The following is a 16,636-nucleotide window of genomic DNA, read 5'->3' as shown; positions in this document are numbered from 1 at the left end:
TTTAGAAGAGTAAGCATAACCTCCTCTATAAAATTTCTATTAAAACTTGCAGCTAATATATCGAAACTTCGTTTACGACTTAATGAGCCGTAGAACGCTTCCATTGAGGTAATCATGCTCTTTATCTTTTTATTAATGTAATGACAACTCTTCGATTTGCTGCCCGACCTAGATCAGTATCGTTTCTAGCAACAGGATAAAGCTCGCCGACCCAGGTTACAGAGAGTTTTTCTTCAGGTACACCTAGACTTAGTAAATATTTTTGAACGGTTCGTGCCCTTTCTTCAGATATCGCATTGTTATAGCCTTTGCGACCATTTGCATCAGCATAACCTATGACACGTATTTCTTGTATTTGAGGATCTGCATCCACATATCGAGCAATACGACGTAATTGTTTTTTATCTTCATCAGTCAATTCTCTGCTATCTTCTTTATAATGAAATATACTTTCTCTAACTTGTTCATAACCAAATGGTAATAAACTTCCAATACATTCTTGATAGCGAGAATAAGGTTTTTGAAAACCAACCGGTGACAATGAAACCATTGTATTAAATCCTGTTTCCCCACGATAAATGAAACTTGGTTCATAGCCTTGTGATAGAAAAGTAAGTAATTTTAAAGCGCCATCTCGTCTTAGAAAAACCCCATATTCCCCTGGCTTGACCATGAGTTGGCCTAATAGAATAGGAGGCTTTTCTGCTTTCCAGTTGGGAGTTTTTATAATAATTTTTGCAGGTAAAAATCGTTGTACCTCATCCCATGTACGTAAAATAAAATGAGGTGGTTTTGCTGCATACTGTTCGAAATATGCGATGCCATAATTAGGAATGGTTAGTGATAGTCCACAACGAATTAGGTTACGGCTTACGCGCCATCCTTTTGCGCCCAATGGATTTGCAAAATGAACTTGGGTCATTGTGTATCCTGTGTCCATTGTCAGTACCGCACTCAATGCAATACATGCTATAAATTGTCCTTTGTGATCCACAAATGCCATCTTTTATTCATTCCTGCGACTTATTTCATGTTATTCTTAGTTATCGGCAAAAATGCAGGAATCTTTATTATGCAAACGCTAATGATTAATCGCCCTGATGATTGGCATGTCCATCTTAGGGATAATGAGATGTTACAAACTACAGTGGCTGACAGTGCGCAACATTTTGCGCGTGCATTAGTGATGCCGAATCTTAAACCCGCACTAACAACATTGGCATCCATTAATGAGTACAGAAATAGGATTCTAGCTGCACTGCCCAAAGGCAGTACTTTTGAACCCTATATGACTTTTTACCTGAATGATTCCGTAAACGCCGAAGAATTACATCAGGCAACAAATACTTCTTACATTCTCGGAGCAAAACTTTATCCGGCCGGCGCAACAACCAACTCTGAAGCTGGCGCAAAATCTCTTAAAGATCTTTATCCTCTCTTTGAAGCATTACAAGATAATAATCTAGTACTCCAAATACATGGAGAAGTGACTCATAGTGATATTTTTGAACGCGAATCCCTATTTATTGATGAGTATTTAAAACCAATCGTCACGAATTTTCCCAAGCTAAGAATAGTCCTTGAACATATATCGACACAATCTGCAGTCGAATATGTTACAGAAGCCCCTGCAACAGTTGCGGCAACGATTACCCCTCACCATTTATTGTATAATCGAAATAAATTACTCGTTGGCGGCCTGAGACCTCATTATTATTGTCTGCCTATTCTAAAACATGAAAAGGATCAAAAAGCATTACAAAATGCTGCTTGCAGCGGTAATCCAAAGTTTTTTGCTGGAACAGATAGCGCGCCTCATATCATACATACTAAAGAAAGTGCCTGTGGCTGTGCAGGAATTTATTCTGCACCATTTGCTCTCGCTTTATATACACAAGTATTTGATGAATTGAATCAATTAAAACAACTCAACCATTTTCTTAGTCATTTTGGTGCGGAATTCTATCAACTACCCATCAATCAGCAACACATGGAATTAATTAAATCCCCACAAACGATACCTGACTCTCTGCCGTTAGGCACTAATCAAGTTGTTCCAATCGCCGCAGGCGAAATCATTCAATGGAGCGTTCATGAGCCCGCCCGATAATTTATTTTACATGAATTTAAGAGAACGATTTCGTGGTTTTTTACCTGTAGTAGTCGATGTAGAAACTGCAGGCATAGATCCTTATAAAAATGCATTATTAGAAATGTGTATAGTATTAATTTTTATGGATAAACAAGGCAATCTTTATCGCGGAGAAAGTCATTTCGAACATATTTTACCTTTCCCTGGAGCTGAGCTGGATCAAAAGTCTCTCGAGTTCAATCAAATTGATCCTTACCAGCCGCTGCGCTTTGCTTTAGATGAAAAAAATGCTTTAGAAAATTTGTTTCATCCCATTTTTGCTGCACTTAAAAAAACTCAATGTCAGCGTGCTGTTTTGGTAGGCCATAATGCATGGTTTGATTTACTGTTTATTAAAGAAGCAATTAAACGAACCGGAATCAAGTCCCCATTTCACGCGTTTACCTGCTTTGATACAGCAACATTGGGCGGATTTATTTATGGGCAAACCGTATTAGCCAAAGCAGCGCAAGCAGCAGGAATTCCTTTTAATGCTCAGGAAGCACATTCCGCCATTTATGACGCTGAAAAAACCGCCGATTTATTTTGTCACATGGCCAACATGTGGAAAACCATGCATGCGAATACTTAGGGTTTCTGTTTATCTGAGGGATCGTGAGTTTTTCATTTTAGATTTCCCTACGTACCGCTTAGATTTCCCTACGTACCGCGCTTTATGCGCGGTATCCAGAACAATATTTTAAGATGTCGCGGAGCATTTCTAGAGCAAGATCCCCTGGATACCGCGCATAAAGCGCGGGACGTAGGCGAGAAAATTAAGCGCGATACGCAGGCGAAAAAATTAGTGGCGGTTTCTCATCCAAAAACTGACGATACCGCAGGGTTTGTTTTCTTTCTACTATCTTGGCCAAATTGTCCTGCTTTTTCTGTATTCCGATGTTCTCATACAACGTGTATGCTGCGCATCGTTCCTCAAAAATCCGGACAGTTTGACTCAAGCGAGCGAAATATATGCAGACCCTGGCTTAGGCAAGAGAATTCAGATAAACAGTAGAAATGTCCCGGACTATGCTTCACGATGCCCGGGATAAATTTTAGTAGGCGTTCAAAGATTCAAACACGTTCTCTGAGCAGATACGAATTTTACAATGCGTCAGAGTGTTCTGTAAGGTAAGCAGCAACACCTTCTGTAGATGCCTTCATTCCCGCCTTACCTTTTTCCCAACCAGCAGGACAAACTTCGCCATTTTCTTCAAAGTGCTGAACTGCATCAATGATTCTTAAAATTTCGTCTATGTTACGACCTATAGGCAAGTCATTAACGATTTGTGAACGAACTACTCCATTAGTATCAATGATGAATGCGCCACGGAATGCAACACCTGCAGCTGGATGCTCGACTCCATAGGATTGACAAATACTATGAGTCATATCGGCCGTCATTGTGTATCGAACAGGACCAATACCGCCTTTATTAATTGGAGTATTTCTGTAAGCATTGTGTGTAAAGTGTGAATCAATAGAAACAGTAACCACTTCCACGTTACGACTTTTGAATTCATCAATACGGTGATCTAAAGCGATCAACTCAGAAGGGCATACAAAAGTAAAATCTAGAGGATAAAAAAATACGAGACCATATTTACCTTTTATGTGCTCGTGTAAATTAAACTTATCCATAATCTCACCATTTGGCATAACAGCTGCAACGGTAAAATCAGGGGCTTTTCGTCCCACTAATACACTCATTCTATGATCTCCATCATTATAGTTATTATTATGATATTAACTCATTATATTATGCGGCAATCGCATCACGCAGCATTGTTTCTAACTCACCTTGCTGGAATAATTCAGCAATGATATCAGAACCACCGATTAACTCTCCTTTCACATAGAGTTGCGGAAAAGTAGGCCAATCAGAATATTGGGGTAATGTTTGGCGAATATCAGGATTAGCTAGAACATCTACGTAGGCAAAATCTACGCCACAAGATTCTATGCATTGCACTGCACGCGCTGAAAACCCGCATTGCGGCATCTTTGGCGTACCTTTCATATAAAGCAGAATGGCATTTTCCGCTATTTGCTTTTTAATTTTTTCTAAAGTATCCACTCACACACCTTAAAATAATAAATTGATTATTACTCATTATCGCGAAAACCTGTAAAGCCCGCAACCAATAAATTTTTAGCACAATAGATTAACAGATCTTAGCCTAAAAGCCAATGAATGTCCCATTTGATCTAATAATACTCAAAAAATTAGCTAAAATACTATTCTCCTAAGTACAAACATGAATTTTTATTGCAATGATCCCGTGTTCTATAAGCAGAATTGCTTTCTTGGTTTGAGAATTATGATTAATCTTCATTGAATATCATGTCCTTCCTGCTAAACTTAGTCCACAGAATAAAATAAACAGAATAAATAATAGGAGATTAGGATGACATTTACATTGCCTGAGTTACCGTATGCTAAAAATGCGTTAGAACCCCACATTTCTAGTGAAACACTAGAGTATCATTATGGCAAGCATCATCAGACTTATGTGAACAATTTAAATAAATTACTTCCTGGAACCGAATTTGAATCCATGGAACTGGAAGAGATTATTAAAAAATCAAAAGGCGGAATGTTTAATAATGCCGCCCAAGTTTGGAATCATACTTTTTACTGGCACTGCCTAAGTCCTAATGGTGGTGGCGAGCCCAAAGGAAAATTAGCTGACGCAATTAACAAACATTTTGGATCATTTAGTGAATTTAAAGAACAATTTACACAAACGGCAATATCTACTTTTGGCTCAGGTTGGGCCTGGCTTGTTCAGGATAATGCTTGTGCTTTAAAAATAATCAGCACCAGCAATGCGGGTACTCCAATGACTGAAGGCTTAAACGCACTATTGACTTGTGATGTATGGGAGCATGCTTATTATATTGATTATCGTAATGCACGCCCTGACTATCTCACTGCATTTTGGAAATTGGTAAACTGGGATTTTGTTACCAGCAATATGAAATAAAATAATTCTTTTTTACTGAGGATTTCTCCGCTCATATAGCGTAGCAAAGAAAGTTATGGCTATAATGTGGCCACACCTGTCTCTCTATTAAAAGGAGAGATATTTTTTGAGTGGAGATCCTTCAGTTTTAAGGAAAACATTATGGCTTTAATTACCAGTTATAATCCTATGCCAATAACTTTTACACATGGAGAAGGAATTTGGTTGTATGACGAGCAGGGCAAGGCCTATCTTGATGGTTTAAGTGGGATAGCAGTATGTGGATTAGGACATGCTCATCCGGATGTGACAAAAACCATACAACAACAAGCAGCCAAGCTAATCCATACATCAAATACCTTTCATATCAAACAACAAGAATTACTTGCTGAAAAATTGACAGCCATGGCGGGTATGGAGCAGGCCTTTTTTGCGAATTCAGGCGCTGAAGCCAATGAAGCAGCAATTAAGTTGACCCGTCTTTTTGGTCATAAAAAAGGAATTGAAACTCCTTCAATTATTGTTATGGAAAGGGCCTTTCATGGCCGTACTATGGCAACTCTAACCGCATCAGGAAGTCGAAAAGTACAAGCGGGATACGAACCGTTGGTGCCAGGGTTCATCCGCGCTCCATTTAATGATTTGGATGCCATCTATACTATTGCAGCAAATAGAGAAGATGTGGTTGCGATTATGCTTGAACCCATTCAGGGCGAGGGTGGAATTCATGCAGCAGAAGAAAGTTATCTTCGTTCCCTGACCAAACTTTGTGAACAACATGACTGGATGCTCATCTTGGATGAAATCCAAACCGGAAACGGCCGTACAGGAAAACTTTTTACCTATATGCATTATGACATTCAGCCTGATATCGTTACTACAGCTAAAGGTTTGGGTAATGGCGTCCCTATAGGGGCTTGCCTGATGAGTAAAAGGGCGACCGATTTATTTAAACCTGGAAATCATGGATCAACTTTTGGCGGCAATCCTCTGGCTTGCGCTACGGCTTTAACTGTATTGGAAGTTATAGAACGCGACAAAATTTGTGAAAAAGTCACAAAGAATAGTGCTCTATTAATGGAGAAGTTAATCAAAAATCTCGGCGAACATCCTGGTGTAAAAGGAATTCGTGGAAAGGGTTACATGATTGGTATTGAATTGGATCGGCCTGCTAACGATGCGCGCTTAGTGGGTCTTTCGAATGGGGTACTCTTTAATGTTACTGCGGACACTGTGGTAAGGCTGTTACCACCCCTGATTATTAATGAAGAAGAAATTGATGAATTAGTTAGTCGGTTAACGCTCACGATCAAACAATTCATTCAGGGTTAACCTCTTCGTAGGTTGAGTTCAAAAAATCCAAGACACAAGGTTGGGGCATTTTGACCTGAGGTATCGTCAGTTTTTCATTTCAAATTTCACTACGTACTGCTTAAATTTCACTACGTACCGCTTAAACTCCTCTACGTACCGCGCTTTATGCGCGGTATCCAGAACGATATGTTAAGATACCGCGGAACATTTCTAGAGCAAAATCCCTGGATACCGCGCATAAAGCGCGGTACGTAGGCGAGAAAATTAAGCGCGATACGCAAGCGAAAAAATTAGTGGCGGTTTCTCATCCAAAAACTGACGATACCGCCGATTTATTTTGTCACATCGCCAACATGTGGAAAACCATGCATGTGAATACTTAGGGTCTGTTATCTGAGGAATCGTCACTTTTTCATTTTAAATTTCTCTATGTACCGCTTAAACTCCTCTACGTACCGCGCTTTATGCGCGGTATCCAGAACAATATTTTAAGATGCCGCGGAGCATTTCTAGAGCAAGATCCCCTGGATACCGCGCATAAAGCGCGGTACGTAGGCGAGAAAATTAAGCGCGATACGCAAGCGAAAAAATTAGTGGCGGTTTCTCGTCCAAAAACTGACGATACCGCCGATTTATTTTGTCACATGGCCAACATGTGGAAAACCATGCATGTGAATGTCTGTTATCGGAGGGATCGTCACTTTTTCATTTTAAATTTCTCTATGTACCACTTAGATTTCCCTACATACCGCGCTTTATGCGCGGTATCCAGAACGATATTTTAAGATGCCGCGGAGCATTTCTAGTGCAAGATCCCCTGGATACCGCGCATAAAGCGCGGTACGTAGACGAAAAAATTAGTGGGGGTTTCTAAATCAAAAAACTGACGATACCTAATGCTGTTCAGTTCAGCCTACATCCGATTCCATGATTGCAAAAAAATCGATGATCGTATCATTAATCTTTCTTAGTGATTGGTTTTTTGACTTTAAATTCAAACATGTATCTTCTTCCTTAGCTCCTGCTTGAAGTTTTTGGCCGATAAGCTCAAACATATGGGCATCTATTTTTTTTAATTCAGGAAGCCTTTGAGCAATGCTTTCTAGGAAAAAGTTTTTTATATTTTTTCTTGATTCAAATAACCTTCTCTCAAGCCTATCCATTAGATCGCGTAGCTCATTTTCTCGACCACTACATGTAATGCGCATAAAACCATCATGTTTTGACAAACCAAAATATGATAATGGGGTAACCATCAGGTTGTCCTTAAACAACAAATAATATGCAAGATCTTCATCCGTCTCCACAATACCAGTTTTCTGCAAAACTCTCGCGGCTTCGTTGGGTAGAGACAAACCGAACATATCACTAAAATCAGCAAGCACATAAAAAGTAGCTTCTACACGATATAAGGGGTCCGGCATTGCTGCACCCATGTTTTTTAAGCGTGCAACCACATAATCTACTTTTTTCTTATAGAAGAGCGCTATATTATTTTTTTCTTCGGCTCCAAAATTCGCCATAGTTTGTGCATAGGCGGCTTGCGCTGATCGCGGTGCATGAATGAAATAACTTATATTTTTATTCAGCATTTCATTCATCAAACTTGAGTCAAACACTAAAAGTACAGCCATTCTCTCACCCGCTGCAGACAAAGCTTTGGTTGCTGAGCGTAAAACAATTACTCGCTCTTTGAGATCAGGAGCAATCTTTAAAAAAGAAGGCGTATCTGAAAAACTCATCTCGGTATACGCTTCATCAAAAATGATGTACAAATCAGGATACTGACGCAAAACCTCAGCAATCTTTATTAATTCGCCTTCATCAATAATGTTGCCCAAGGGATTGGATGGATTGCAAATTAATATGGCTTTGGGCCAGCCATGATCCACCTCAGCTAAAGTATAGGCCTCTTTAATACTCTCTTCCGTTGCTTGCGCCGTAAGTTTATATCCGGGCTTGTTCATCACATGAATCGGATGCAAACAATGCAATGAGTTGTTGGAATACACGCTGTAATAAGGAAAAGGGGTAATAATTCGATATCCTGGTACATCTTCAAAATGAGTATTAAAAGTTTCAAATAATACCCGCAAAGCCCCAATACCCCCCACAGTAAACAATATGTTTTCCGCTTTAATTTCTGTCTCATACCAACGTGACATAATATCAGCCATTAATTCCCGCGGCGCATAGTCACCTCGAGGGTCTCCATAATCAATGGCAATATCCTCTTCAACCTGGTGGGGATCAACTTTCCATTTTTTAGTTAAATCATCTAATTTTTGCCAATATGCAAGATAAGAAGCAATGGTACTTGAATTAATAGGATAGGTTGGCTTTCCAAGACCGGCAAATATCAATTTTTTTGTTTCGGTTAAACCTTGTGCGTGAATTTCATCCCTTAGAGTATTTGCCCATAATGCTAACAGCATTACTTTTTCAATTTTTTTAGCGCAATGTCCATCAGGAGTTAACATGGTATTACCAAATACTCAATTTCATTCATTATAACAGAATGCAAATAAAACATAATATCGATTATAAGTGCAACTAATTCAATAAAAATCCTATATCTATCTGAGGTCTACAAACAGACCCTATGCTATGCTTAAAAATAAAAGAGTATCTCTTTGGTTTTTGTGCCTATGGACACGATTGACCAAGCCTGAAAATACAGGATAATTCATGTTTTTTGGGCGTTCAACATACACTAAATCAAGAATTTTAATTTATTATGGAAAAAAATGGCAAAAAATGAAACTTCCAATACAGCGAACTTGATAGCCGATTTAGAAACAACAATTAATACGTTACAAAATAAAATGAATCAGCTGGAAGCACAATACACTCAATTAAAAAATCTGCTTGATGTCTTGCCTGGAGATGTCTATTGGAAAGATCTAAAAGGTGTTTGGTCTGGAATGAATCAACGCTGTGTTCAAAGTCTGCATCATATGAAATTTATTAATAAATGTGATGAGCGCGAAGTTCTTGGTAAAACAGATTATGAACTATTTGGCAAGAAAACCGCTGATGTTTATCGAGCGAATGACCTTGAAGTGATTGAAAAAAATGTTGAATTATCACGAGAAGAAATAACTCTTTTGCCATCAGGTGAAGAAGTGGTTTTGCTTTCGACTAAAAGACCTTTGCTGGATAAATCAGGAAAAATTATTGGCATTCTAGGCAATACGATTAACATTACTTATCTAAAAAAAATTGAATCCGAGCTCAAAGAGGCTAAAGAAAAAGCCGAAGCAGCGAACCTCGCCAAAGATGAATTCATCCGAAATATGAGTCATGATATTCGTACTCCTTTAAGTGGGATTATTGGCATGTCCAACATTCTTGAACGGGAAGTTCAAAACATTCAAGAAAAAGAATACGCGCATATGATCAATATAAGCGGGGAACAACTCTTGGCACTGCTTAACGGAGTGCTCGATATTATCGCCGCTGGGAGTCAACAAGAAAACATAATCAATGAAACAGCCTGCAATGTCCATGATTTGATTCGCAGTATTGCCGATCTGGAACTTCCAACTATCGCTTTGAAAAAATTGGATTTATTAATTAGTATTGACTGCACTACACCTGAATGGATAACTACGGATACCGTAAAACTTCATCGAATTTTATTAAACCTTTTAGGTAATGCAGTTAAATTTACTGAAAAAGGGTTTATTGAAATTGGAGTTAGACCCAAATCGCATCCCCATGGAAAAATGTTCCTGGAATTTTTTGTCAAAGATACCGGCCCTGGAATTAGACCTAAGGATAAAGACAAAATCTTCAAACGTTTTTATAGGGCAACCCCTTCACATCAAGGGATTTATTCAGGTCATGGCGTGGGATTACATATTGTGAAGCGTTATACCCAGCTTTTAAAAGGCAAGATTCGTGTCGACTCTACAGCACATACAGGCACCACATTTACCCTAACCATTCCCGTACATTGTGTAGAAAAACCTGTGACGCACCAGGAGTCAACGTCTCTTCTTCCTGAGGAACTGACTTTAGAAAAAACACATAATTCACCTCTTGTGCTGCTTATTGAAGATAATGCGATCGCTTTAAAGATGATAGAAAATCTTTTACAGCAGCTTGGTATCCGATTTTTATCTGCATCAACAGGGGTTAGAGCAATGGAGTTATTTCAATCACATACCTTTGATTGGATCTTAAGTGACATTGGCCTACCTGATACCACTGGAATACAATTAGCAAAACAATTTCGTCAGTATGAACAAAGGCAGAATCTTACACCTACCCCAATCATTTGTTTAACAGCTCATGCGGTAACTGATGTTGAAAATGAATGTGTACGGGCAGGGATAAATCAAGTGATTACCAAACCTCTTCGAAGCAGCATGTTGCAGGCATTACTGGCTCGATACAGTACCTCCAAATTACAAATCCACGATTTACCCGCCGCAAAGGCTGAGCCTATTCACCTGTTTAATGAGTATCCATTATTTGATAGTACTTACGGAATCAATAATCTGGGATCGGAAAAAACTCTCAAAAAAATGCTGCATCTCCTTATCGAAGAAAATACTAAGGATTTACTAAAAACAGCCCAGGCTTGGGAAAAACAAGATCTGATTGAAATTCATAAGTTAACACATAAAATGAAAAGCAGTGCCCTTTATTGCGGCACCCTAAGAATGCGCCATGCATGTGAAGCCTTAGAAAAACATTTTCAAAACAATCCCGAACTATACCCTACTGCACTTTATCAGCAACTTTTCCACGTACATCAAGAGACAGTTGCAGCACTACAAAATTGGCTTCAACAGGATCCAACTTAGAGACGCACTAAATCGTATAAACTATATAGGTGTAAGCGTGTCTAATATAAAACCACTTTTTGTCTTCTTTCTTTGCTTTATGTACGATCTTGCATGACAACTGGAACTGGATTCCGCGCATAAAGCGCGGAACGTAGGCTTTTTGATTTTATATCACGCGATGAGATGCATAAGATCCCTGTGTAGATCCCGCAGCTTGTCCGTGGGAATCCAGACTCTGACCGTCATTCAAGATAGTACCCTCCAACCACTAATTACTTAATATTGCCTTAATATTGGTCAGAATATATAATAACTGGCAGTTTGCATTTAAAAACGGCAATCTCTCTATAACCATACAAACTAATTAAGAGTAAGCATGCCAGGCTATCTTCCAATTAATAACTTAACCCGCTTATTTCGGGAAAATAAAAATCCGCAGGAGCATAAGTCCTTTTTTCTCTATTTGAAAAAGGCTTGGCAAGATACCTTTTTGCCTCTTACTCAAGAACGTGAAAAAGATACATATCATTTTGGGCATTACTTTATGGGGTGGCCCTCAAAGCCAAACGCCTCTAAAATAGCCTATTTCCTGACTCTGAAATTTATTACTACTCCATTAACTAATTTATTGTCACTAGTCATTGAGTTGCCACTCAATCTACTCAGCGAAACATCCTCTTTTTTAAAAAATAGCTTACTCGCTTGGACACCCACTAATGGAATAACCCAACATATACGAAGTCTTTTACTGCTTACAACAATAGGTCTGCAAGGACTACTTAAGGGCGCATGCTATCTGATCCGAACGATTACTTCACCCATAGTCAGTTTTAAGGATGCTCAGAAAATCCATCCTGGTTTAGGGTGGCTCAGTGCTTTGGCCTCAGTGCTCTTTATTGGGGGAGCAATCGCCGCTCTTATCTTCTTTGCCCCACCACTGGCAGCAGCTCTTATACCCTCTATGGGACCAAGCGCATTGACCGTGCTGAGTACATTAGCCTATCCTTTTGCCCAGTTATTCTCTTTAATAGCTATATCGATTCCTGCTGCTACGGGTGCAATGCTCTCCTTTATTACCGGGACATTATTATTAGGTATCCTGCATCAGGTCGGCAGAAAAATAATTTATCCAGAGGAGAGTCAGTCTGAAGAGCACCATGAGCTCAGCGTCACCCCTGCAGCAGGAAGTAATGTAAGCAACCTTTTGAGTGATTCGAAAGGCCCAACCATTCAAAAGGATCTTGAAAATGACTTTACTGGAGTAAAATCAACTGCTGAAAAAGAAAGAAGCAGCATGTTAGACCAGCATTTTGGAAAAAAGCTTCCCTCTACCAAGAAAAATCCCGGCGATGGCTTCAATCATAAGTATAATCAAGCTACTATAGACGTCTAGCTTTGATAACAAGATATTGCATCCCCCATGAACACGCTTGATACACTCATCTCCGAAATAGATAATGCCCTGCGTACCTTATTTCCCCCTGCACAGCGGACGAGCACTCGCTCATCTCCCGCAGAATCATTTGCTGAAACGGATTTGTCCACTCAAGAAAAAAAACATGTGGCAGGACTCATGCGGGTCAATCATGCAGGAGAAGTCTGTGCCCAAGCACTTTACCAAGGTCAGGCCTTAACAGCGCAATTAACCCATATTAAAAAGCAAATGAGCGATGCGGCGGCTGAAGAAACAGATCATTTAGCCTGGTGCGAAGAGCGATTGGCTGAACTGGGTTCAAAGCCCAGCGTATTAAATCCTTTATGGTATGGCGGCTCGATTATATTAGGATCACTTGCAGGCTTAGCTGGGGACAAAGTCAGCTTGGGATTTGTTGCCGAAACGGAACGGCAAGTCGCTCGCCATTTGCATCGTCATTTAAAAAAATTGCCGACAAAAGATAAAAAATCACATGCAATTCTTATGAAAATGAAAGAAGATGAAGAACAACATGCGACTACAGCTTTGAACGCTGGAGCGATAGAGCTTCCTTATATTGTTAAACAATTAATGCGTGTTGTATCTAAATTAATGACTAAAAGTAGTTATTATATATAGTAGTCTAATGAAACAAAGCAGAATCCAAAGTTGAGGTAGGACTCCTGAGTTCGCTACGCTTCGTCCAGACTACAAAATCATGGCAAAAGGAGCTATTAGTATGGACTCAGCCATTTTGTTTACACTTTTTGTTATCTTGGTTGCCTATATCTTTGACTTTATCAACGGTTTCCATGATGCAGCGAACTCTATAGCCACTATTGTCACAACTAAGGTTTTAACCCCAAAACAAGCCGTAGTGTGGGCGGCTTTTTTCAATTTCATCTCATTCTTAGTATTCAATCTCACTGTTGCACACACCATTGGTAGCGGCCTGATTGATTCAGATATTGTCGATCCGCATTTTATTTTAGCCGCATTGATCGGCGCTATATTTTGGAATCTTGCTACCTGGTATTACGGGCTTCCATCCAGTTCGTCACATGCACTGATTGGTGGGTTAGCAGGTGCTGCAATCGCCAAAGGCGGCTTTTCATCGCTTAAAATTCCAGGTTTTGTTAAAGTGATTGGAGGGATTTTTATTTCGCCAGTTCTTGGACTGCTCATTGCACTGTTTATTATTTATTTTTTTAATAAATTTTTACATAATGGAAAAAAAACTGAGTTCAAGCTATTTAAAATCTTCCAATTGTGTTCATCCGCATTGCTTAGCTTAACCCATGGCAGTAATGATGGACAAAAAACAATGGGTATTGTTTCTATAATACTGTTTTCCGCTGCATGGATTGAAGGCCCTTTTTATGTTCCATTTTGGGTAGTTATCTCATGCCAGGCCGCAATTAGTCTTGGAACCCTGGCGGGAGGATGGCGTATCGTCCATACTATGGGAACTAAAATAACAAAACTCGACCCAATGAAGGGCTCAGCTGCAGAAACGGGCGCCGCTATTTCACTTTTTATAGCAACTCAATGTGGTATTCCTATCTCAACCACCCATACTGTTACGGGTGCAATTACTGGGGTTGGCTTAATTAATGGAATTGCTGGACCGCATTGGCGGATCATCAAGAAAATTTTCTTTTCCTGGCTTATTACAATTCCAGCATCTGCAATAATTTCAGCTGTATTAGTATTAAGTCATATCTAAGCAAATAAGCAGCAAAAACCTAAGCTAGACTATTTTTTAGCCAAAGCACTATTCCAATAGCTGTAGAGAAAATAAATTACCATACCAACGCTCATCCAAATAATAAAACGAAAGAGTGTAGTCATAGGCAAATGAACCATTAAATAAAGACAGCTGATCATCCCTAAAATAGGTACATAAGGCATTCCAGGAGTTCGAAACGGCCGATGCATCTGTGGTTGTTTATAATGTAAATAGATTACACCCGCACAGACAATAAAAAATGCAAATAAAGTACCTACATTCACTAACTCAGCCAAAACATGTATTGGAGCAACAGCAGCCAGTGATGCCATTAAAATGCCGCACAATAAAATAACGCGTATGGGTGTATGAGTATACTGATTTGTTTTGGAAAAAGCCTTTGGTAATAGACCATCACGTGTCATTGCTAACATAACACGGGTTAAACCATAAAATAATACCAGCATTACAGTAGTCAATCCGGCTACAGCGCCAACACTGATAAAACTGGCTATTGTTTTATAACCTAAAACGAGTAAAGCATGACTTATGGGAGAGGCAACATTAAGGGTGCTGTAGTGTGCTATACCGGTCAATAACCCAGCAACGATAATATAAATTGCCGTACAGATAAATAATGAGCCTATTATTCCTATGGGTAAATCCCGCTGTGGATTGATTGCCTCTTCAGCCGCTGTAGATACAGCATCAAATCCAATGTATGCAAAAAATATTAATGAAGCTCCTTTAATTACACCTTCCCAGCCAAAAGGTAAAAAAGGTGACCAATTAGAGGGGTCAACTTCCCTGGTCGCCACAACAATAAAAAGAAAAACGACCAAAAGCTTGATCATAACCATAATATTATTTACTCGAGAACTTGATTTGACGCCCCAAATTAATAAAGCGGTTAAAATCGCAATAATCACACAAGCCAACAGATTAAAAACACCACCATCCTTTGGACCATATACGAGCATTGTTGGCATATTTATTTTTATTGCCTTGAGAAAATCATGGGCATAACTGCTCCAACCGACCGATACTGCGGAAACAGAAATAGCATATTCCAACAATAAATCCCAACCAACAATCCATGCAATTAACTCTCCGAATCCAGCATAAGCATAACCATAAGCACTCCCGCATCCCCCAATAGATGCGGCTAATTCGGCATAAGATAATGCAGCAAAGACACAAGCCAGCCCAGCTATTACATAGGAAAAAATAACTGCAGGCCCAGCATCTATTGCAGCAACGATACCTGTCAAAATGAAAATGCCTGCACCGATAATGGCTCCGATTCCTAAAAAAGTCAGATCAAAAACGGTAAGGCATCTAACGAGATGAGATTCGCTCTCAAATGACGTATTGATCTCTTTTTTACGAAACAAGTCCATGGTATGCTCACAAGTTGTAACTTCATAGTTCTATTTACAAGCAAGAATGCTGCCAATCAACAACAGGAAAAATAGATCACAGGTTATAATTATACAGTCTAGATCCCGCATAGGTTTAAAGTAAATGAAAAAAATAACCTTACGAATGATCCTTATCGGTCTATTAATACTATTTTCTTTGGATACGTACAGTAACAAATTTTCTGCAAGCTCTCCTGCATCTTTATCCAATAACGGAACAAACTTAAGTTCTCCTGCAATTCCAGCAGCACAAAACGGCAAGGAAAAAGAGGACACTACTGGTTTAAACACCATTGAACCCAGAGGATGTAAATATTGGCTTCCTTTTTTTAAACCTTTTTGTCGTCATTTGCATCAAACATGGACCGAAGGCGATACCGAGCTCTATCTCTCAGGCTATGCATGGCATAACCGCCTTACTTATTCTGCAAAGCAGCTCCGAGAAAAAAAATACAATGAGCTCGCTTGGGGAGGCGGATTTGGTAAAGGTTTTTTTGATGAAAAAGGAAATTGGCACGGCCTTTATGCGTTTGCATTCCTCGATTCCCATCGCAACCTTGAACCAACTGCTGGATATGCCTATTTGAAAGTCGCAACGTTGACTAAAGATTTTAAAGCAGGACTAGGATTTTCTATACTGATTACATCACGCCCTGATATCCTGCACAGCGTTCCTTTTCCAGGAGCTGTCCCTTGGGCAGGCGTATTCTATAAAAAGCTTTCCCTGAAAGCAGCGTACATTCCTGGCTCATCAACTAATGGAAATGTGCTTTATCTCGTAGGAACATATGCTTTTGATAAATAGAGATCGTGCTCTGGTATGCACTATCGCTAAGGAATGTGACCACTATTATAACCATTACCC

At 39.4% G+C, this 16,636-nt stretch carries 14 protein-coding genes; 9 read left to right on the top strand and 5 right to left on the bottom strand.

The genetic code is table 11. The annotated features are described in order from the left end of the window. Positions 1–121 precede the first annotated feature (121 nt). Entirely contained in the window at positions 122–1,003 is an 882-nt protein-coding gene (locus tag LXO92_RS02610) for a flagellar protein MotY (RefSeq protein WP_182351202.1), read from the bottom strand. A 69-nt stretch (positions 1,004–1,072) separates the two neighbouring features. Here LXO92_RS02610 and pyrC point away from each other — a divergent pair, with 69 nt between their 5' ends. After that, positions 1,073–2,110, top strand: coding sequence for a dihydroorotase (gene pyrC / locus LXO92_RS02605; protein ID WP_232890350.1), 1,038 nt, complete (start codon positions 1,073–1,075; stop codon positions 2,108–2,110). Then, on the top strand, positions 2,094–2,723 hold the full coding sequence (gene rnt, locus LXO92_RS02600) for a ribonuclease T (RefSeq protein ID WP_182351200.1): 630 nt from the start codon (positions 2,094–2,096) through the stop codon (positions 2,721–2,723). Before pyrC ends, rnt begins: the two co-directional genes overlap by 17 nt. Before the next feature lie 512 nt (positions 2,724–3,235). Here rnt and LXO92_RS02595 read toward each other — a convergent pair. Together LXO92_RS02595 and grxD are read right to left on the bottom strand one after the other, a co-directional pair. Next, positions 3,236–3,841: a peroxiredoxin gene (locus LXO92_RS02595; protein WP_232890349.1), complete on the bottom strand. Its 606-nt coding sequence runs from the start codon at positions 3,839–3,841 to the stop codon at positions 3,236–3,238. 49 nt (positions 3,842–3,890) lie between these two features. Beyond that, positions 3,891–4,208, bottom strand: coding sequence for a Grx4 family monothiol glutaredoxin (grxD, locus tag LXO92_RS02590; protein ID WP_019232721.1), 318 nt, complete (start codon positions 4,206–4,208; stop codon positions 3,891–3,893). 331 nt (positions 4,209–4,539) lie between these two features. Here grxD and sodB point away from each other — a divergent pair, with 331 nt between their 5' ends. Together sodB and LXO92_RS02580 are read left to right on the top strand one after the other, a co-directional pair. Then, complete coding sequence (gene sodB, locus LXO92_RS02585; protein WP_232890348.1) at positions 4,540–5,118, top strand: superoxide dismutase; 579 nt, start codon at positions 4,540–4,542, stop codon at positions 5,116–5,118. Positions 5,119–5,259: 141 nt separating this feature from the next. Further along, complete coding sequence (locus LXO92_RS02580) at positions 5,260–6,429, top strand: aspartate aminotransferase family protein (RefSeq protein WP_182351197.1); 1,170 nt, start codon at positions 5,260–5,262, stop codon at positions 6,427–6,429. Positions 6,430–7,319: 890 nt separating this feature from the next. Here LXO92_RS02580 and LXO92_RS02575 read toward each other — a convergent pair. Beyond that, positions 7,320–8,891, bottom strand: a complete 1,572-nt coding sequence (locus LXO92_RS02575; RefSeq protein ID WP_232890347.1) for a pyridoxal phosphate-dependent aminotransferase — start codon at positions 8,889–8,891, stop codon at positions 7,320–7,322. Positions 8,892–9,158: 267 nt separating this feature from the next. Here LXO92_RS02575 and LXO92_RS02570 point away from each other — a divergent pair, with 267 nt between their 5' ends. The 4 genes from LXO92_RS02570 (at position 9,159) to LXO92_RS02555 (ending at position 14,347) form a co-directional block, all read left to right on the top strand. Further along, positions 9,159–11,225, top strand: coding sequence for an ATP-binding protein (locus tag LXO92_RS02570; RefSeq protein WP_232890346.1), 2,067 nt, complete (start codon positions 9,159–9,161; stop codon positions 11,223–11,225). 358 nt (positions 11,226–11,583) lie between these two features. Next, positions 11,584–12,600 carry a hypothetical protein gene (locus tag LXO92_RS02565; protein WP_232890345.1) on the top strand — a complete coding sequence of 339 codons (1,017 nt, stop codon included), beginning with the start codon at positions 11,584–11,586 and terminating at the stop codon, positions 12,598–12,600. A gap of 27 nt (positions 12,601–12,627) precedes the next feature. Next, a complete protein-coding gene (gene coq7, locus LXO92_RS02560) occupies positions 12,628–13,260 on the top strand; it encodes a 2-polyprenyl-3-methyl-6-methoxy-1,4-benzoquinone monooxygenase (RefSeq protein WP_182351193.1) in 633 nt (210 codons plus the stop codon). Positions 13,261–13,360: 100 nt separating this feature from the next. Further along, positions 13,361–14,347, top strand: coding sequence for an inorganic phosphate transporter (locus LXO92_RS02555; protein ID WP_182351192.1), 987 nt, complete (start codon positions 13,361–13,363; stop codon positions 14,345–14,347). A gap of 29 nt (positions 14,348–14,376) precedes the next feature. Here the strand turns inward: LXO92_RS02555 and LXO92_RS02550 are convergent, their stop codons facing one another. Continuing rightward, on the bottom strand, positions 14,377–15,750 hold the full coding sequence (locus LXO92_RS02550; RefSeq protein ID WP_182351191.1) for an amino acid permease: 1,374 nt from the start codon (positions 15,748–15,750) through the stop codon (positions 14,377–14,379). A gap of 124 nt (positions 15,751–15,874) precedes the next feature. On the opposite strand from LXO92_RS02550, the gene pagP reads away from it, so the two are divergent. Further along, positions 15,875–16,576 carry a lipid IV(A) palmitoyltransferase PagP gene (gene pagP / locus LXO92_RS02545; RefSeq protein ID WP_182351190.1) on the top strand — a complete coding sequence of 234 codons (702 nt, stop codon included), beginning with the start codon at positions 15,875–15,877 and terminating at the stop codon, positions 16,574–16,576. The last annotated feature ends 60 nt before the right edge of the window (positions 16,577–16,636 follow it).

Origin of the sequence: Legionella resiliens, from assembly GCF_021344005.1 — a bacterium.
In the GTDB taxonomy this organism is placed as follows: Bacteria; Pseudomonadota; Gammaproteobacteria; order Legionellales; family Legionellaceae; genus Legionella; species Legionella resiliens.
Note: the sequence above shows the minus strand (reverse complement) of the source record. Positions and strands in the feature narration are given on the sequence as shown.

Coding starts and splice junctions, on each gene's coding strand:
- LXO92_RS02610 (WP_182351202.1), bottom strand. CDS start 1,003: ATGGCATTTGTGGATCACAAAGGACAATTTATAGCATGTATTGCATTG.
- pyrC (WP_232890350.1), top strand. CDS start 1,073: ATGCAAACGCTAATGATTAATCGCCCTGATGATTGGCATGTCCATCTT.
- rnt (WP_182351200.1), top strand. CDS start 2,094: ATGAGCCCGCCCGATAATTTATTTTACATGAATTTAAGAGAACGATTT.
- LXO92_RS02595 (WP_232890349.1), bottom strand. CDS start 3,841: ATGAGTGTATTAGTGGGACGAAAAGCCCCTGATTTTACCGTTGCAGCT.
- sodB (WP_232890348.1), top strand. CDS start 4,540: ATGACATTTACATTGCCTGAGTTACCGTATGCTAAAAATGCGTTAGAA.
- LXO92_RS02580 (WP_182351197.1), top strand. CDS start 5,260: ATGGCTTTAATTACCAGTTATAATCCTATGCCAATAACTTTTACACAT.
- LXO92_RS02575 (WP_232890347.1), bottom strand. CDS start 8,891: ATGTTAACTCCTGATGGACATTGCGCTAAAAAAATTGAAAAAGTAATG.
- LXO92_RS02570 (WP_232890346.1), top strand. CDS start 9,159: ATGGCAAAAAATGAAACTTCCAATACAGCGAACTTGATAGCCGATTTA.
- LXO92_RS02565 (WP_232890345.1), top strand. CDS start 11,584: ATGCCAGGCTATCTTCCAATTAATAACTTAACCCGCTTATTTCGGGAA.
- coq7 (WP_182351193.1), top strand. CDS start 12,628: ATGAACACGCTTGATACACTCATCTCCGAAATAGATAATGCCCTGCGT.
- LXO92_RS02555 (WP_182351192.1), top strand. CDS start 13,361: ATGGACTCAGCCATTTTGTTTACACTTTTTGTTATCTTGGTTGCCTAT.
- LXO92_RS02550 (WP_182351191.1), bottom strand. CDS start 15,750: ATGGACTTGTTTCGTAAAAAAGAGATCAATACGTCATTTGAGAGCGAA.
- pagP (WP_182351190.1), top strand. CDS start 15,875: ATGAAAAAAATAACCTTACGAATGATCCTTATCGGTCTATTAATACTA.